This window comes from Rhizobium sp. A37_96 (assembly GCF_053521765.1).
In genome coordinates this window covers 67,777-86,159 of the sequence record NZ_JBNWDS010000010.1, presented here as the reverse complement: position 1 = coordinate 86,159, position 18,383 = coordinate 67,777, and the positions used below count along the sequence as shown (strand labels likewise).

15 protein-coding genes are annotated in these 18,383 nt (G+C 60.2%); 5 read left to right on the top strand and 10 right to left on the bottom strand.

The annotated features are described in order from the left end of the window. Window positions 1-42: 42 nt before the first annotated feature. Entirely contained in the window at window positions 43-1,458 is a 1,416-nt protein-coding gene (locus ACQZ6J_RS22590; protein ID WP_449085770.1) for an RsmB/NOP family class I SAM-dependent RNA methyltransferase, read from the bottom strand. After that, window positions 1,449-2,435: a zinc metalloprotease HtpX gene (gene htpX / locus ACQZ6J_RS22585; protein WP_163987349.1), complete on the bottom strand. Its 987-nt coding sequence runs from the start codon at window positions 2,433-2,435 to the stop codon at window positions 1,449-1,451. The genes ACQZ6J_RS22590 and htpX overlap by 10 nt, the downstream gene beginning before the upstream one ends. A gap of 110 nt (window positions 2,436-2,545) precedes the next feature. Here htpX and ACQZ6J_RS22580 point away from each other — a divergent pair, with 110 nt between their 5' ends. Further along, window positions 2,546-2,764, top strand: a complete 219-nt coding sequence (locus tag ACQZ6J_RS22580; RefSeq protein WP_449085691.1) for a DUF1674 domain-containing protein — start codon at window positions 2,546-2,548, stop codon at window positions 2,762-2,764. Window positions 2,765-2,902: 138 nt separating this feature from the next. On the opposite strand, the gene acs is transcribed toward ACQZ6J_RS22580, so the two are convergent. Next, a complete protein-coding gene (acs, locus tag ACQZ6J_RS22575) occupies window positions 2,903-4,861 on the bottom strand; it encodes an acetate--CoA ligase (protein ID WP_449085690.1) in 1,959 nt (652 codons plus the stop codon). 223 nt (window positions 4,862-5,084) lie between these two features. Between acs and ACQZ6J_RS22570 the strand changes: the two genes are divergently transcribed. Then, complete coding sequence (locus tag ACQZ6J_RS22570; protein ID WP_163993340.1) at window positions 5,085-5,792, top strand: DUF1013 domain-containing protein; 708 nt, start codon at window positions 5,085-5,087, stop codon at window positions 5,790-5,792. Between the two features lie 251 nt (window positions 5,793-6,043). On the opposite strand, the gene ACQZ6J_RS22565 is transcribed toward ACQZ6J_RS22570, so the two are convergent. Then, complete coding sequence (locus tag ACQZ6J_RS22565) at window positions 6,044-6,703, bottom strand: YggS family pyridoxal phosphate-dependent enzyme (RefSeq protein WP_449085689.1); 660 nt, start codon at window positions 6,701-6,703, stop codon at window positions 6,044-6,046. Window positions 6,704-6,903: 200 nt separating this feature from the next. Here ACQZ6J_RS22565 and leuS point away from each other — a divergent pair, with 200 nt between their 5' ends. From leuS to holA, 3 genes are read left to right on the top strand one after another with little or no spacing between them, the layout of a single operon-like run. Continuing rightward, window positions 6,904-9,534 (top strand): leucine--tRNA ligase, encoded by a 2,631-nt coding sequence (gene leuS, locus ACQZ6J_RS22560; RefSeq protein WP_449085688.1) that lies wholly within the window; start codon window positions 6,904-6,906, stop codon window positions 9,532-9,534. Then, a complete protein-coding gene (lptE, locus tag ACQZ6J_RS22555; RefSeq protein ID WP_163993335.1) occupies window positions 9,524-10,045 on the top strand; it encodes an LPS assembly lipoprotein LptE in 522 nt (173 codons plus the stop codon). The genes leuS and lptE overlap by 11 nt, the downstream gene beginning before the upstream one ends. A gap of 13 nt (window positions 10,046-10,058) precedes the next feature. Then, window positions 10,059-11,096: a DNA polymerase III subunit delta gene (gene holA / locus ACQZ6J_RS22550; RefSeq protein ID WP_449085687.1), complete on the top strand. Its 1,038-nt coding sequence runs from the start codon at window positions 10,059-10,061 to the stop codon at window positions 11,094-11,096. Window positions 11,097-11,189: 93 nt separating this feature from the next. Here the strand turns inward: holA and ACQZ6J_RS22545 are convergent, their stop codons facing one another. The 6 genes from ACQZ6J_RS22545 to rho form a co-directional block, all read right to left on the bottom strand. After that, window positions 11,190-12,074: a ParB/RepB/Spo0J family partition protein gene (locus ACQZ6J_RS22545; RefSeq protein ID WP_163993331.1), complete on the bottom strand. Its 885-nt coding sequence runs from the start codon at window positions 12,072-12,074 to the stop codon at window positions 11,190-11,192. A 31-nt stretch (window positions 12,075-12,105) separates the two neighbouring features. Next, window positions 12,106-12,903 carry a ParA family protein gene (locus tag ACQZ6J_RS22540; protein WP_163993349.1) on the bottom strand — a complete coding sequence of 266 codons (798 nt, stop codon included), beginning with the start codon at window positions 12,901-12,903 and terminating at the stop codon, window positions 12,106-12,108. Window positions 12,904-12,928: 25 nt separating this feature from the next. Further along, on the bottom strand, window positions 12,929-13,546 hold the full coding sequence (gene rsmG / locus ACQZ6J_RS22535; protein ID WP_449085686.1) for a 16S rRNA (guanine(527)-N(7))-methyltransferase RsmG: 618 nt from the start codon (window positions 13,544-13,546) through the stop codon (window positions 12,929-12,931). A 26-nt stretch (window positions 13,547-13,572) separates the two neighbouring features. Further along, window positions 13,573-15,453 (bottom strand): tRNA uridine-5-carboxymethylaminomethyl(34) synthesis enzyme MnmG, encoded by a 1,881-nt coding sequence (gene mnmG, locus ACQZ6J_RS22530; protein ID WP_449085685.1) that lies wholly within the window; start codon window positions 15,451-15,453, stop codon window positions 13,573-13,575. A gap of 107 nt (window positions 15,454-15,560) precedes the next feature. Continuing rightward, window positions 15,561-16,880, bottom strand: a complete 1,320-nt coding sequence (gene mnmE / locus ACQZ6J_RS22525) for a tRNA uridine-5-carboxymethylaminomethyl(34) synthesis GTPase MnmE (RefSeq protein ID WP_449085684.1) — start codon at window positions 16,878-16,880, stop codon at window positions 15,561-15,563. Between the two features lie 149 nt (window positions 16,881-17,029). Continuing rightward, window positions 17,030-18,295 (bottom strand): transcription termination factor Rho, encoded by a 1,266-nt coding sequence (gene rho / locus ACQZ6J_RS22520; protein ID WP_028753790.1) that lies wholly within the window; start codon window positions 18,293-18,295, stop codon window positions 17,030-17,032. Between the last annotated feature and the right edge of the window lie 88 nt (window positions 18,296-18,383).

Below are 18,383 nucleotides of genomic sequence, written 5' to 3'. Positions count from 1 at the left end.
GCAGGTTTTTAACCGTTCGATGCGTGAGAAACCCGGATGCCGCTAACGCGCACGCCGAAGTACGACGGCAAAGAAGCCGTCGAGCCCCGAGGCAAAGCCATCGGAAAGCGGCAGCATGTCCGGCGTGGTGCGGAAGGCGCCGAGCGGCGAAATCGCCGCTTCCAGGCCCGGCCAATCGGCCGCTGCGATCGGAACGCGCTCGGCATTGTCCGTATCGGCGAGCAGGCGCGCGACCAGATCCTCGCCCTCTTCGGGATCGAGCGAACAATTGGAAAACACCACCAGGCCACCCGGCTTGACCAGCGTCAGGGCATGACGAAGCAGGCGCTCCTGCAGGCCGGCAAGCTTGGCGATATCCTCCGGCCCCTTGGTCCACAGCACGTCGGGATGACGGCGCGTCGTTCCCGTCGAGGAGCACGGGGCATCGAGAAGGGCGGCATCGAAGAGTTCCTCGGGTCGATACTTGCTCATATCGGCCACGACGGTCTCTGCCTCCAGACCGAGACGCGCGAGATTGGTGGATAGTCTTTTCAGTCGATTGGCGGATTGGTCGAGCGCCGTGACCTTGCCGCCGGCGAGGACGAGCTGCGCCGTCTTGCCGCCGGGCGCGGCGCAGAGATCGACCACCCGCTTGCCGGCAAGCGAGCCGAACAATTTCGCCGGGATGCTCGCGGCCGCATCCTGCACCCACCACTCGCCGTCATCGAAGCCTTCAAGCGAAGGAATGGATCCTTCGAAGGAGGCAAGCCGCACGCCACCGGTCGGCAGGACAATTCCATTGAGGCGCTTCGCCCACCCATCGGCATCGGATTTTACCGTGAGATCGATCGCGGCCGGCTCCAATTGCGTGTCCGAAATTTTGATTGCCGTCTCCGCGCCATAGGCGAATTCCAGGCGGGAAAGAAACCAGGCCGGCATGGCGGGCACACCCGCGACCTGCTCCAGAATTGCCTGCTTCTCACGGCCGATACGTCGCAGAATGGCGTTGACCAGCTTGGCAAAGCGGCGGTTGCGGGGATCGCGGTTGGCCTGCTCGACGGCAAGGTCGACGGCGGAATGATCCGGCACATCGAGGTAGAGTATCTGCGCGGCACCGACGACAAGAACATGATGCAGCGCCCGAGCGCCTTCGGGCAAAGGCGAATCGAGCAGCGACGATATCGCCGCCTCGATGCGCGGCAAGTGCCGAAGCGCGCTGTTGAGGATGGCGCGCACCAGCGCGCGGTCGCTTTCGCTCAGCGCCCTATAGGCAGGGTTGCCGCCTTCCGCATCCAGCATGCCGTCGAGCGGCGTCTTGCGATCGATGACCGCAGCCAGGATCTTCGTCGCGGCGGCGCGCGCCGCAAAACCGGGCTTCGAAGGCGCCGAATCATGTGGCCGAGGCTCGGCCGACCCTTTGCCCGATCGTCTTCCATCCTTGTTGAACGTTTTGTTTTTATTGTCAGAACTCAAGACCAGGGTCCCTTCGGCGGTTGCGAACCACCGCGACCCGTATTCGGCACGGAGCGCGATTTTCGCTCCGGATTAGCAGTCAAGACCGGTCCAGTCGAGCCAAAGCCCGAAGATGGGGCCGCAGACGAGGCACTGCCGCCACCGTAACGGGCCATTTCATGCAGCGCAGCGATACGGTTTTCCGTGTTCGGATGGGTGGAAAACAGGTTGTCCATGCGCTCGCCCGAGAGCGGATTGATGATGAACATGTGCGCCGTCGCCGGATGGCCTTCGGCCTCCTCATTCGGAATATGCGCGGCGCCACGGGCAATCTTGCCGAGTGCGGAGGCGAGCGACAGCGGATTGCCGCAAATCTCGGCGCCGCGACGGTCGGCTGAATATTCGCGCGTGCGGCTGATCGCCATCTGCACCAGCATTGCGGCCAGAGGGGCGACGATCATCGCCAACAGAACGCCGATCATACCGAGCGGATTGTTGTTGTCGCGGCGGCCGCCGAAGAAGAAGGCGAAATTGCCGAGCATGGAAATGGCGCCGGCAAGCGTCGCCGTGATCGTCATGGTCAGCGTGTCGCGGTTCTGCACATGCGCAAGCTCATGCGCCATCACGCCGGCCACTTCGTCCGGTGTCAGCGCGTGCAGAAGACCGGTGGAAGCGGCAACGGCGGCGTTTTCCGGATTGCGGCCGGTGGCGAAGGCATTCGGCTGCGGGCTGTCGTAGAGGTAGACCTTCGGCATCGGCAGGCCGGCATTGCGGGCGAGATCGCGGACGATCCGGTAGAATTCCGGCGCGCTGCGCTCGTCCACCTCCTGCGCATTATAGGTGGAGAGCACCATGCGGTCGGAATTCCAGTAGGAAAAGAAATTCATGCCCGCGGCGACGACAAATGCGATCAACATGCCGGATTGACCGCCGATCAGATAGCCGACGCCCATGAACAGGGCAGTCATGAAGGCAAGCAGCATGGCGGTACGCATGAGATTCATCGACGGGTCTCCAACTCATCTGTCGTCCAAACCTTTTTCTTTGCAGCCGGACGCATTATGATTTGGCTATTCCTCCCTTCATTTCAATATTTCGGAGGTCGTGCGAGACCATGCAAACCGCAGATAACGACAATAAAATCGACACCGAAGCCGGCGATACCACGCGCAAGCCGCTCTCGCCCGCAGCAAAGCGCGCGCTGGCCGAAGCCGAGGAGCGCCGCCAGGCGCAGGCTCAAGCCGAACTCCCCCCCGAAATCGGCGGCCGCGGCGGCGCCGACCCCGCCCGCTTCGGCGACTGGGAGATCAATGGCCGGGCGATCGATTTTTAGGATTTAACTAACGGTAACGGCTGAGGTATCTGATGCCAAACGCATCTTGGATGCACAGTCCAGAAGAAGTGATAAGCGCTCGAACTTCCGAAGTTCATTTGAAAAGGCGCCGTACCGATCGTACGGCGCCTTGAAACATCAGGCCGCATCCGCCTTGTTCTGCCGGTTGGCGATCAGATCGTCGACCACGGCCGGATCGGCGAGCGTCGAGGTATCGCCAAGCGCGCCGAAATCGTCCTCGGCGATCTTGCGCAGGATACGGCGCATGATCTTGCCCGAGCGGGTTTTCGGCAGGCCGGGGGTGAACTGGATCTTGTCTGGTGAGGCGATCGGGCCGATTTCGGTCCGCACATGCTTCACCAGCTCCTGACGCAGCGCATCCGAGCCTTCGAGGCCGACCATCAGCGTCACGTAGCAATAGATGCCCTGACCCTTGATCGAGTGCGGATAGCCGACCACGGCCGCTTCCGACACATGTTTGTGCGACACCAGCGCCGATTCCACTTCCGCCGTGCCCAAGCGATGGCCCGAGACGTTGAGCACATCGTCGACGCGGCCGGTGATCCAGTAATAGCCGTCCTCGTCGCGGCGGCAGCCGTCACCGGTGAAATACTTGCCCTTGTAGGTGGAGAAGTAGGTCTGGATGAAGCGCTCGTGGTCGCCATAGACCGTGCGCATCTGGCCGGGCCAGCTGTCGGCGATCACCAGATTGCCGTCGGCGGCACCTTCCAGCAGGTTACCCTCGTTGTCGACCAGCTGCGGCTGCACGCCGAAGAAGGGCAGGGTGGCGGAGCCGGGCTTGAGATCGGTTGCGCCGGGAAGCGGCGTGATCATGTGACCGCCGGTTTCCGTCTGCCACCAGGTATCGACGATCGGGCAGCGGCTGTCGCCGACCACCTTGTAGTACCATTCCCAGGCTTCCGGATTGATGGGTTCGCCGACCGTGCCGAGCAGGCGCAGGCTGGAGCGCGAGGCGCGCTTGACGAAGTGATCGCCGGCGCCCATCAGCGAGCGGATCGCCGTCGGGGCGGTGTAGAAGATATTGACCTTGTGCTTGTCGATGACGTCCCAGAATCGGCCCTGGTCCGGATAGTTCGGCACGCCTTCGAACATCAGCGACGTCGCGGCATTGGCGAGCGGCCCGTAGACGATATAGGAGTGGCCGGTCACCCAGCCGACATCGGCCGTGCACCAGTAGATATCGCCGGGGTGATAGTCGAACGTATATTCGTGCGTCATCGCCGCATAGACGAGATAGCCGGCGGTCGTATGCAGCACGCCCTTCGGCTTGCCGGTGGAGCCGGACGTATAGAGAATGAAGAGCGGATCTTCCGCCTTCATCTTCGCCGGCGGACAATCGCCCTTCACCTTGGCGATTTCCTCGTGATACCAGAAATCGCGGCCGGGTTCCCAGCCGGTCTTGCCGCCGGTGCGGCGCACGGCGATGACGGTCTTGACCGCGACCTTCTGCTTGGCGGCGATATTGATCGCCGTATCGGTGTTTTCCTTGAGCGGAATCGATTTGCCGCCGCGAACGCCTTCGTCGCAGGTGATGACGACGGTCGATTCGCAATCGACGATGCGGCCGGCAAGCGCTTCGGGCGAGAAGCCGCCGAAAACGACCGAGTGAACCGCGCCGATGCGGGCGCAGGCGAGCATCGCATAGGCTGCCTCGGGGATCATCGGCATGTAGATGGTGACGCGATCGCCCTTCTTGACGCCGTGCTTCTTGAGCACATTCGCCAACCGGCAGACCTGCTCGTAAAGCTCGTTATAGGTGACCTTCTTGTCGATGTAGGGATTGTCGCCTTCCCAGATGAAAGCGACGCGGTCCCCATGCTTCTTCAAATGCCGGTCGATGCAATTATAAGAGACGTTGGTGACGCCATCCTCGAACCATTTGATCGAGACCTTGCCGGTAAAGGACGTATTCTTGACCTTGGTGTAGGGCTTGAACCAGTCGATACGCTTGCCGTGCTTGCCCCAGAATTTGTCGGGATCCTCGACGCTCTGCTGATACCATTTCTGGTATTTCGCCTGATCGATCAGGGCGCGCGCCTTGACCGGTTTCGTCACCGGATGAATCTTTTCCGACATAGTCTCCTCCTCGAATCCTCACACCCTCTCACGCAATTGTGGGTGCTCTTTCCGCTCAATCAATAGCAGGTCAAACTACGACAGCAATTGGACAAAGTGCATTTCATGCGCAAAGAATTGCAATTCCGCGACACTATCGTTATATAGGGCCGTATTTCCCGGACATTGTGGTGTTACACCCCGGACCGCGACACCGGCGCGGACTGACAGAAGGACTATATCCATGGCTCAACAATTGCTCATGCCGAAGGCAACCGCCATCTGGCTTGTCGACAATACAGCCTTGTCATTCGACCAGATCGCGCAGTTCTGCAAGCTGCATCCGCTCGAAGTGAAGGCCATTGCCGATGGTGAAGCAGCACAGGGCATCAAGGGCCTCGACCCGATCTCGACCGGCCAGCTGACGCGCGACGAAATCGCCCGCGCCGAAGGCAATCCGAACCATAAGCTGAAGCTTTCCGAGCCGAAAGTTCGCGTGCCGGAATCCAAGCGCCGCGGCCCGCGCTATACGCCGGTCTCCAAGCGCCAGGATCGCCCGAACGCCATCCTCTGGCTGGTGCGCAACCATCCGGAACTGAAGGATGCGCAGATTTCCCGCCTCGTCGGCACCACCAAGTCGACCATCGAGCAGATCCGCGACCGCACGCATTGGAATTCCGCCAACCTGGCGCCGATGGATCCGGTAACGCTCGGCCTCTGCAGCCAGATCGACCTCGACATGGAAGTCGAAAAGGCCGCCAAGGGCCGTCCGCTGCCGACCGCCGCCGAACTCGGCGCGACGCTGCAGCCCGCCCAGGAAACCGAGAAGCTCGGCTTCAGCTATGAGCGTGACGAGCCCAAGGAAAAGGAAATCGACGCCGACGCCGTTTTCGCCAAGCTCAAGTCGCTGAAGTCGACGACGCGCGACGACGAAGACGACGATCAGTTCTGATATTCGGTCTTATCGAAGATTTGCGAAGCCCCGGTGAAAAACTGGGGCTTTTTTGTCGGAAGACAGAGGCCATCCTCGCCCTTCGAGGCTTCGGCTTACAGCCTCCGCACCTCAGGGTGAGGATGGAGCAAGCACCGCTCTCGATGGAACCCAATTCTGTATGACGACGTGCGCAAAAGGTTAGCCCTCATCGTGAGGCCGTAGCCTCGAACCACGAGGGCGGGTAGCGTGGCTTTTATTTTCGACAGAATCTACCGCGCGCCGAAAATCGCGGAACCGACCCGGACGCTCGTCGCGCCGAAGGCGACGGCGATTTCGTAGTCGCTCGACATGCCCATGGAGAGCTTTTCGACACCTGCCTGCCCGGCAAGCTTGGCAAGCAGCGCAAAATGCGGCCCCGGATTTTCCTCCGCCGGCGGAATGCACATGAGGCCTTCGATCGAAAGCCCCAGCTCCTTGCGGCAGAGATCGACGAAGGCGACCGTGTCGTCCGGCGCGATCCCGGCCTTTTGCGCCTCCAGCCCGGTATTGACCTGCACATAGAGCCTCACGACCTTGCCCTGCTGCTTCATTTCGTCGGCGATGGCACGCGCGATCTTTTCCCGGTCGACGGTTTCGATGACGTCGAACAGCGCCACCGCGTCGGCCGCCTTGTTCGATTGCAGCGGGCCGATCAGATGCAGCTCGATTCCCGGCGTTTCAGCCTTCAGCTCGGGCCATTTGCCCTGGCTTTCCTGCACGCGGTTTTCACCGAACACCCGCTGGCCGGCCGAAATCGCCGGGCGGATCTGATCGGCGTCGAACGTCTTGGAAACGGCAACGAGCTGCACGGCGCCATCGGGGCGGCCGGCCTGACGCTCGGCCGTCGAAATATGGGAACGGACTTCGTTCAGACGCTCTTGAAGTTCCATCTCTTCGCCTCGATATTCTCGCTTGCTTCTCAACCTCTGCAGTAATGAGGCAGGCAGGCTTTGCCAAGGGCGCATTCGTCCGAATCCGGCTTTGCTTTGCAAGATAAAGCACTTGCTGCACCCGCTAAACTTGACGCTTGGGTGGTTTCGTGATGAAGGTCACGCCTGACTCCCCATGATTTTCCGGAATACAAGATCAGATGACGACCGAACGTTATAATCCGCGTGATGCCGAGCCCCGGTGGCAGGAAAAATGGAACGAAGAAGAGGTCTTCGTCACCGACAACACAGATCCGCGTGAGAAATACTACGTTCTGGAGATGTTTCCCTATCCGTCGGGCCGCATCCATATGGGCCATGTGCGCAACTATGCGATGGGCGATGTCGTCGCCCGCTACAAGCGCGCCCGCGGCTACAACGTGCTGCATCCGATGGGCTGGGACGCCTTCGGCATGCCGGCGGAAAACGCCGCGCGCGACAACAAGGTGCATCCGAAGGAATGGACCTACCAGAACATCGCCTCGATGCGCACCCAGCTGAAGGCCATGGGCCTGTCGCTCGACTGGAGCCGCGAGTTCGCGACCTGCGACGTCGACTACTATCATCGCCAGCAGATGCTCTTCATCGACATGATGGAAAAGGGCCTGGTCTATCGCAAGAAGTCCAAGGTCAACTGGGATCCGGTCGACAACACCGTTCTCGCCAACGAGCAGGTCATCGACGGGCGCGGCTGGCGTTCCGGCGCTCTCGTCGAGCAACGCGAGCTGACGCAATGGTTCTTCAAGATCACGGAATTCAGCCAGGAGTTGCTGGACGCCCTGGATACGCTCGATCATTGGCCGGAAAAAGTGCGGCTGATGCAGAAGAACTGGATCGGCCGGTCCGAAGGCCTGACCGTCCGCTGGGAGATCGTGCCGGAAACGGCACCGAACAGCGATCGTGAGATCAGCGTCTATACGACACGGCCAGACACGCTGTTCGGCGCATCCTTCCTGGCGATCTCGGCCGACCATCCGCTTGCCAAGGAAGCCGCGGCCAAGGATCCGGCCATCGAGACCTTCTGCGAGGAATGCCGTCGTGCCGGCACCTCGCTGGCCGCGCTCGAAACCGCCGAGAAGAAGGGCATGGACACCGGCATCCGAGTCCGCCATCCCTTCGACCCGTCCTGGGAGCTGCCTGTCTACATCGCCAATTTCGTGCTGATGGACTATGGCACGGGCGCCATCTTCGGCTGCCCGTCCGGTGACCAGCGCGACCTGGATTTCGCCCGCAAGTACGGTCTGCCTGTCGTGCCCGTCGTCATGCCGCGAGATGGCGATGCCGCAAGCTTCAGCGTCGGCGACGTCGCCTATGACGGCGATGGCGTGATGATCAACTCACGCTTCCTCGACGGGATGAGCACCGAGGAAGCCTTCGAGACGGTCGCAACGAAGCTTTCCGGCACCAGCCTCGGCAATGTGCCGCAGGCCGAGCGCAAGGTGAATTTCCGTCTGCGCGACTGGGGTATTTCCCGTCAGCGCTATTGGGGCTGCCCGATCCCGGTCATCCATTGCGACGATTGCGGCGTGCTGCCGGTGCCGAAAAAGGATCTGCCGGTCAGGCTGCCCGACGATGTCACCTTCGATCAGCCGGGCAATCCCCTTGATCGGCACGCCACCTGGCGCCATGTCGCCTGCCCGCAATGCGGCAAGGATGCGCGGCGTGAAACCGATACGATGGATACTTTCGTCGATTCGAGCTGGTATTTCGCCCGCTTCACCGCGCCTTGGGAAAACCAGCCGACCGACAAGGCGGCCGCCAACCACTGGCTGCCGGTCGACCAGTATATCGGCGGCATCGAGCATGCGATCCTGCACCTGCTCTATTCGCGCTTCTTTACCCGCGCCATGCGCGAAACCGGCCATCTCGACGTGAAGGAGCCCTTCAAGGGCCTGTTCACGCAAGGGATGGTGGTGCACGAGACCTATAGCCGCGGCGCTGGCCTGACGCGCGAATGGGTGTCGCCGGCCGATATCCGCATCGAGGAAGTGGACGGCCAACGCCGCGCTACGCTGCTTAAGACCGGCGAGGACATCGCCATCGGCTCGATCGAGAAGATGTCGAAGTCGAAGAAGAATGTCGTCGATCCCGACGATATCATCGCCTCCTACGGCGCCGATACCGCGCGTTTCTTCGTGCTTTCGGATTCGCCGCCCGATCGCGACGTGATCTGGTCGGAAGCCGGCGTCGAAGGCGCGCATCGCTTCACACAACGCATGTGGCGCCTGGTGTCCGAAGCTGCCGATATCCTGAAGACGGCCGAATCGAATCCGGCTAAGGAAGGCGAGGCGCTGGCGATTTCGCAGATCGCGCACCGCACGCTGAAGGCGGTTCAGGGAGACTACGACAAGCTTGCCTTCAACAAGGCCGTGGCGCGCATCTACGAATTCGTCAATGCGCTGGCGGCTCCGTTGGGCAAGGTCGCGGCGGGCCAGGCTGACGCCGCCTATCGCTCCGCCGTACGCGAAGCCGTTGAAATCCTGATTGCGCTCGTCGCGCCGATCACGCCGCATCTGGCCGAAGAATGCTCGGCCGCGCTCGGCAACACGCACATGATCGCCACCAGCGCATGGCCGGTCTATGACGAAACGCTCGTTACCGAGAACGAGATCGTCTATCCCGTTCAGATCAACGGCAAGAAGCGCGCCGAATTGACAATCGCGCGCGATGCAGATCAGAATGCCGTGCAGCAGGCCGTGCTCGCCCTGGATGCCGTCAAGAGCGCATTGAATGGTCAGGCGCCAAAGAAGATCATCGTCGTTCCACAGAGGATCGTAAACATTGTCGTCTGATAGTCTTTTCAAGTTTGCCCGCATCGCCGGCGTTGCATCCCTGGTGGCTGTTGCCGGCCTTCTGTCGGCCTGCCAGGTTCGCCCGCTCTATGCCGTCAGCACCGGTGTTACGCAGAAGCTGTCGGAAGTGTCCTTCTCCGACGTCGGTACGCGTGTCAGCCAGGAAGTCCGCAATCAGCTGGTCTTCATCGCCGGACGCGGCGCGGGCGAGACGAAGACGCCGAAATACAATGTTGTGCTGAGCGTTACATCCGGTACCGGCGGCGTCCTTTACCTGCCGTCGTCGGATACATCGGCAGCAGGCCGCACGACCGTAACCGCCTCCTTCACGCTGAAGGACATCGGCACGGGCAAGGTGCTCAAATCCGGCAGCCGCTCGGTGACGTCGCTCGTCGACTTCCCGACCCAGGAATTCGCCAAGCAGCGCGCAATTCTCAATTCGGAAGACAAGGCTGCTCGAGAAGTCGCCGAAATGATCGCTGCCGATATCGCAGCTGCGCTCAGCCGCTGAGCAAGAGCGCGGCATGGCGGAAATCAAGTCTCACGAATTCGACGGATTCCTCCAAAATGCCGCGCGCAACTATCGGATCTTCGTGATCTACGGGCCGGATCGCGGCCTTGTTTCCGAGCGTGCCGCGCAGATCGCGGGCAAGACCGGTGTCGATCTGAACGACGCCTTTTCCCTCATCAAGCTCGACGTCGGTGACCTGCAGAATGACGCCGGCCGCCTTCTGGATGAAGTCAACGCCATCGGCCTTTTCGGCGGCGAAAAGCTCGTCTGGATTCGCGGCGCCGCCAACGAGAAGGCGCTGGTCGATTCGCTGCAGATCATTGCCGGCAACCCGCCCGAGTCCAGCTTCGTCATCATCGAGGCCGGTGATCTGAAGAAGGGATCCGGACTGCGCAAGGTTTCGGAGCCGGCTCGCACCGTCGCTACCATTCCCTGCTATGCCGACGATGCCAGGGCTCTCAACAGCCTGATAGATACTGAGCTGGCAAATGAGGGACTGCGCATTGCCCCGGCTGCACGCCAGGCATTGCTGGAGCTTCTCGGCGGCGATCGCATCGCCTCGCGCAACGAGGTTCGCAAGCTGGCGCTTTACTGCCGCGGGCAGGGAACGATCGAGGAACAGCATGTCCTCGAAATCATCGGCGATGCCAGCGCCATTTCCGCCGACGACGCCGTCGATGCCATTTTGAAAGGCGACTCCGAAGCCTTCCTTCACGCCATGCAGAAGATCGCTTCCTCGAAGACCCCCATGTTTCTGGTGCTGCAGGGCTGCCTGAGGCAATTTCAGATGCTGGATACGATGCGGGCCGAGATGGATGAAAAACGGCTGGCCCCCGCCCAAGTGATGCAGACGCTTGGGCGCCACCTTCATTTCAGACGCAAGCCTATTATCGAGCAGGCCCTGAAGAGCTGGACCGCACCCGCCATCGCGCGTGAAATGAACAGGCTGCAATCCGCCATTCTTCAGACGCGCCAGCGCGCCAGCCTTGAAGACACCATCGCCACGCAAACCTTGCTGGCGACGACGCTGCAGTCGGCGCGCAAGGGCTGATGTTTCACGAAAAATGGTCTGCGGGAGGGCAGGGGCAACGCTGATTCAGCTCTGTCCTAGACCCTGCTGCGCTTGCGGGGACCGGAAGGCCGCTTAACGCCGTTCCAATAGCCTGCAAATCTCTTCGAGCTGCTCCAGCGTTTTGTAGCTTATCTTCACCTGGCCGCCGTTGCCGCGATGATTAATGGAAACGTCGAGCCCGAGCGTGTCCGACAAGGTGCGCTCCAGCGCCAGCGTATCGGAATCCTTTTCATCCCTGCGAACACCGGCCGGGCGAGGATCGTTCTGGGCCTTGATGTCGTTCTGCGCCAGCCGCTCAGCATCGCGGACGGACATTCCCTTGGAAACGACGGTGCGTGCCAGCGTGGTCGGATCCGAGGTCGATACCAGGGCGCGCGCGTGACCGGCGGAGAGGCTGCCGGCAGCGAGCATATCCCGCACCGGATCGGGAAGTTTCAACAAACGCAAGGAGTTGGCGACATGGCTGCGGCTTTTGCCGATGATCTCGCCAAGGTCGTTCTGCGTATAGCCATGTTCAGCGATCAATTGCTCATAGCCGAGCGCTTCTTCGAGCGGATTGAGATCGGCACGCTGCACGTTTTCGACAATAGCAATTTCAAGCGCCGTCTTGTCATCGACATCGCGAACGATCACCGGGATCTCGATCAAGCCCGCAAGCTGCGCCGCGCGCCAGCGTCTTTCGCCGGCTATGATTTCATAGCGCTCCGTTGAAACGGTGCGAACTACGACAGGCTGAACGATGCCATGCTGGCGAATGGAGCTGGCGAGGTCGTGAAGCTCCGTCTCGTCGAAATAGCGCCGCGGATTTCGCGGATTTCGGCTGATGAACTCGATCGGCACCAGGCGATCGGGATTGACGGCCGGCCTTCCGGCATCCACCGGCGTCGGCTGATCCATCTCACCGATGAGAGCCGCCAACCCGCGCCCGAGACGCCGCTTCGAAAGATCATCATTCATCGCCGATACTCACTCTGGAACAAATATTACATCAGGCGGCAGCCTTGCGCTGCCGTTCTCTCTGAATCACTTCCGAAGCCAGCTGCAGATAGGCCTGGCTGCCCGCGCACTTCAGATCATAAAGAATAGCGGGCTTGCCGTAGGAAGGCGCTTCGGACACGCGGACGTTGCGCGGAATCAACGTATGGTAGACCTTCTCCCCAAGATGCGTTCGAACATCGCTGACAACCTGCTGTGCCAGATTGTTGCGGGAATCGAACATCGTCAAGACGATACCCTGAATATCGAGGGACGGATTGACCGTACGCCGAACCTGATCGACGGTCTCCAGCAACTGGCTGAGTCCTTCCAGGGCGAAAAATTCGCACTGCAGCGGCACCAATACGGAATGCGCCGCCGCCATGGCATTCATGGTCAGCAGATTGAACGATGGCGGGCAATCGACAAGGATATAGGAAAAGGCCAGGGCCTCGGAGGCATTCAGCGCCCGCCGAAGTTTGAAGACGCGATCCGGCTGCTGTGCAATCTCCATCTCGATACCGAGCAGGTCCATCGTCGAAGGGACGATGAAGAGATTTGGCACGGCAGTTTCCTGAACCGTCTCCATGATCGTATGACTGCCGACGAGCAAATCGTAGGATGACTGCTTTCGATCCCGCCGTTCGATACCCAGACCCGTGCTGGCATTGCCCTGCGGATCGAGATCGACGATCAGCACGCGCTCGCCGATGGCGGCAAGAGCCGTCGCCAGGTTGATCGCGGTGGTCGTCTTGCCGACGCCACCCTTTTGATTTGCGATGGTAATAATCCGGTTTCGCTCGCCGATCATCTGCCGCATATCCAACTATGGTTAGTTAAATCAGGCGCCGAAGGCGACTCAGTTCCAGAATGACGGAATCTCGCTCGACGACACTCCGATGTTTTACCAGATCGAATTCCCAACGACCACGGGCTTTCTCCAGCTCCCGCTCGTAATCCCTGCCTTTATGCAGCAGAAGACGCAGATTTTCATTGCGCTCGCACCAAGGTGCTGCGTAATCCAGCAGCAGTTCAAGTTCCGCAAGCGCCCGCGCCGAAATCACGTCGCATTGCTGGATAACCGTTGGCGCCTCCTCGATTCGAATGGCGTGAACCGCGCCGCGAGCCTCGCACTCCCTTAGGCATACCCGCAGGAAGGCCGCTTTCTTCTGATTGCTTTCGACCAGATCGACATGCCCGGCATCCCGTTCCGCCAGGAGGATCGCCGTAATCACACCCGGAAACCCGCCGCCGCTGCCCAGATCAACCCAGTGATCCGTCGAGGGATGCAGCTGAAAGATCTGAGCGCTATCGGCAATATGGCGACGCCAAAGGTCGTCGATCGTGGAGGGGGCGACAAGATTGATGGTCTTCGCCCACTTCTGGAAGAGCTGGGCAAAATGCTGCAGCCGTTCTTGTGTTTCACGTGAAACACGCACACCGTTCAATTCCATATTTTGGACTCTCAAACCTTGCAGTGCTAGGAAACCAGCTTTTGTTCGTCAGCTGCGTTCGATTTCCTCAGATAAGCCAGCAGCAAAGAAATCGCCGCCGGAGTCATTCCATCGATACGGGATGCCTGCGCGATGTTCTTAGGGCGGGCTGCCGCCAATTTCTGCTTCAACTCATTCGATAATCCGGAAAGAACGGCGAAGTCGAACTCCGCGGGGATAGCGCGCTCTTCTTCCCGCCGGGCCTGAACGATATCGGCTGTTTGGCGATCCATATAAACAGCATAGGCCGCCTCGATCTCGATAGCCTCGACAACATTGCGCTCAAGAGACCGCAGGTTCGGCCAAAGCCGCGAGAGGGTCTCAACGGACTGACCGGGATGGGAAAGAAGCTCATAGGCAGAGCGCCGCTGACCATCCTTGTTGAGATGCATTCCGGCCTTCTCCGCCTCATTTGGCGTAACGGTCAATGCCTGCAACTGGCCACGCGCCTGATCAAGCATCTCGATATAGCGCTCGAAACGCGACGCGCGCCGGGAACCGACGCAGCCTATGGAAAGACCGACCGGCGTCAGGCGCACATCCGCATTGTCAGCGCGAAGCGACAGGCGATACTCCGCACGCGACGTAAACATCCGATAGGGCTCCGCAACGCCCCGGGAGGTAAGGTCGTCGATCATGACCCCGATATAGGAATCTGTCCGGCTGAACTCGATCGCCTTGCCGCCGGTGGCAAACCGGGCAGCGTTCAATCCCGCCACGAGACCCTGGGCGCCGGCCTCTTCATATCCGGTGGTACCATTGATCTGGCCAGCCAGGAAAAGGCCAGGAATCTTCTCAACCTCCAGCGAGAGCTTCAGCTCGCGCGGATCGACATGATCATATTCGATCGCATAAGCATGCTGGAGGATCCGGACTCGTTCCAGCCCCGGAATGGTTTTGATAAACTCCTCCTGCACGTCCTCGGGAAGGGAGGTCGATATGCCGTTCGGGTAGACCGTCGTATCGTCCAGCCCTTCGGGCTCAAGAAAGATCTGGTGACCGTCGCGCTCGCCAAACTTGACGATCTTGTCCTCGATGGAGGGACAGTAGCGTGGCCCGACACCTTCGATCTGACCGGAATACATGGCCGAGCGTTTCAGGTTCTCGGCAATAATCTTGTGTGTCTCCGGCGTCGTCCGGGTAACCCCGCATTCGATCTGCGGATTCACGATAGCATCGGTCATGAAGGAGAAAGGTGTCGGATCCTCGTCCGCACCCTGTCTTCCGACAGCACTCCAATCGATGGTGGTGCCGTCGAGGCGGGCCGGTGTCCCGGTCTTCAAACGGCCGAGGGCAAGACCATGCCGCAACAGGGTAGCCGACAGACCGATCGAGGGCTCTTCGCCGACGCGGCCTGCCGGGATTTTCTTATCACCGATATGAATAAGACCGCGAAGAAAGGTGCCTGTCGTCAGAACGACTGCACCGCAACGGATCATGCGGCCATCTTTCAAGGTTACCGCAGACACGCGACCATGTTCGAAGGCGAGATCGAAAGCATCTCCCTCGATGACATCGAGATTGCCGATCTCGGCGATCTCGGCCTGCATCGCCAGACGATAGAGTTTGCGATCCGCCTGCGTGCGCGGACCACGCACCGCCGGGCCTTTCTTGCGGTTGAGCATCCGAAACTGAATACCGGCCGCGTCGGCAACGCGTCCCATCAAACCATCGAGCGCATCGATCTCGCGCACCAGATGACCCTTTCCAAGGCCACCGATGGCAGGGTTGCAGGACATCACCCCAATCGTATCGCGCTTGTGCGTCACCAGTGCCGTGCGGGCGCCGAGCCGCGCAGCAGCAGCAGCAGCTTCGCTGCCTGCATGGCCGCCACCCACGACGATCACATCATATGTTTTGTCGAGCATCACCAAGTCCTCGGTCGTGCCGCTTGTTTGGCACACCAATTTCAGGAGTCAAGAAGGTTTCACGTGAAACGTCGATGGATGCCAACCGATCATATGTTTCACGTGAATCATTTGCCAATGCAAAATTCCGAGAAGATCACATCCAGCAGATCTTCGACATCAACGCGTCCCGTTATGCGGCCCAGGCTGTTGCCAGCCTGGCGCAGATACTCCGCCCTCACATCGAGACCCTTATCCACGGCATCAAGCGCGGCTTTCACAGCGGCGAGGCTCTCGCCAAGAAGAGTGCGATGGCGCAAGCGGCTGGGCAGCGCAAGCGATAGCGCTTCGGACCGATCGCTCAGATCCTGGCGAAGCAGCTTGTGCAGTTGCTCCAACCCAACCCCCGACGAGGATGAGACGAGCACGTCATAGTCTATGGGCGACCCTGCATGTATGTCGCTCTTGGTGCCGAGCGTCAGCACTTTGCCGGAAAATCCCGGAAAATCCAGTTGCGGACGATCGCCGATTTCGGCCAGCGACAAGACGAGGTCAGCATCCGCGACGGTCATGAGCGCGCGGCGTATCCCCTCGCGCTCGACAACTTCCTCGGTTTCCCGCAAACCGGCGGTGTCATAAAGCCGAACAGCATATCCTTCGATATTGAGATCGACATGCAGAACGTCGCGCGTCGTGCCGGCGATATCCGTCACGATCGCTACTTCCCGCTTTGCCAGCGCATTCATCAAGCTGGATTTACCCGCATTCGGCGGTCCGGCTATGACGACCTTTAGCCCGTCGCGAATGATCTCGCCAAGCTGAGCGCCAGCAAGATGGTCCGAGAGTTCGGAACGCAGCCGTTCCATATCTTCCCAGACAAGGTCCGACACGGAACCGGGCACATCCTCCTCGTCGGCAAAGTCCAACTCGGCCTCGATCAAGGCACGGGACCGCGTCAGGCGATCCGCCCAGGCATTATAAAGGTCGGAAAGCCCGCCAGCCGCGTGTTCCAGGGCAAGCCGGCGCTGCATTTCCGTCTCGGCCGCAATAAGATCGGCAAGCCCTTCGACCTCCACCAGACCCATCTTGCCATTCTCCAGCGCCCGTCGCGAGAATTCACCATGCTCGGCAAGGCGGCATCGATCGAAAGTGGAAAGTTCGTCCAGCAAGGCGTTGACGACCGCTTTGCCGCCGTGGACGTGAATCTCGACACAATCCTCGCCCGTAAACGAAGCCGGCCCGGGAAAGATCAGAACCAAACCGCGATCGATTGTGAGACCGTTACGAGTCCGAATCGTTTTAAGCGCCGCCATTCGTGCGACCGGCAGCGGACCGGTCAGGGCTTCCGCGACGGCAAACGCTGCAACGCCGCTCACGCGAATCACCGCGACACCAGCCGGAAGGCCGCCGCTGGAGAGCGCATAGATCGTGTCGTTGACTATCGGCATGAAATTGGTCCGCATCCGAATCGATTGTCGGTTGGCCTTGATGATTGTCGTTTGCTTCGTCTAAACGGAAATCGGGCCACCAGAGGCAGCCCGATCATAACAGTCTATTTCCACCATCAAAGTGGCAGATTGAGGAATCCGGCTAAGGATCAGGTGTTCATCGATTCGAAGAAATCCGGATTGTTCTTCGTCTGCTTGAGCTTGTCGATGAGGAACTCGATCGCATCCGTCGTGCCCATCGGCGCAAGGATGCGGCGCAGGACGAAGATCTTCTGCAGATCCTGGCGCGGCACCAGCAGGTCTTCCTTACGCGTACCGGACTTGAGGATATCCATGGCCGGGAAGATACGCTTGTCGGCAACCTTGCGGTCGAGCACGATTTCCGAGTTACCCGTACCCTTGAATTCTTCGAAGATCACTTCGTCCATGCGGCTGCCGGTATCGATCAGCGCCGTCGCGATAATCGTCAGCGAGCCACCCTCTTCGATATTGCGGGCTGCGCCGAAGAAGCGCTTCGGGCGCTGCAGGGCGTTGGCGTCGACACCGCCGGTCAGGACCTTGCCGGAGGAGGGAACGACGGTGTTGTAGGCGCGGCCGAGGCGTGTGATCGAATCGAGCAGGATGACCACGTCGCGGCCATGCTCGACAAGACGCTTGGCCTTTTCGATCACCATTTCGGCGACCTGAACGTGGCGTACCGCCGGCTCGTCGAACGTGGAGGAGATGACCTCGCCGCGAACGGAACGCTGCATATCCGTCACTTCTTCTGGGCGCTCGTCGATCAGCAGAACGATGAGGTAGCAATCCGGATGATTGGCGGTGATGGAATGGGCGATGTTCTGAAGGAGAACGGTCTTACCGGTACGCGGCGGCGCGACGATCAGGCCACGCTGGCCCTTGCCGAGCGGCGCCACGAGATCGATGACGCGCGGCGAAAGATCCTTCGACGTCGGAACGTCGAGTTCCATGCGGAAACGCTCGTTCGGGTAGAGCGGCGTCAGGTTGTCGAAGTGAACCTTGTGACGGATCTTTTCAGGATCGTCGAAATTGATGGTGTTGACTTTCAGCAGTGCGAAATAGCGTTCGCCTTCCTTCGGTCCGCGGATCGGCCCCTCGACCGTGTCGCCCGTCTTCAGCGAGAAGCGGCGGATCTGGGAGGGGGAGATGTAAATATCGTCCGGGCCGGGAAGATAGTTGGCGTTGGCGGAACGCAAGAATCCGAAGCCGTCCTGCAAAACCTCGACGACGCCCTCGCCGATGATCTCCACGTCCTGACTCGCCAACACCTTGAGAATTGCAAACATCAGTTCCTGTTTGCGCATCGTGCTGGCGTTTTCGACCTCGAGCGATTCGGCAAAGGCCAGGAGATCGGTCGGGGATTTATTTTTCAGTTCCTGAAGCTTCATTTCAGCCATGAAGGGAATTACTCATTTTTTTGGAAGGGAAGGCAATGTTGCTCGTATTCAGAACCGCGACAGGGGCGTTCGCGGGCGACAGAATGGA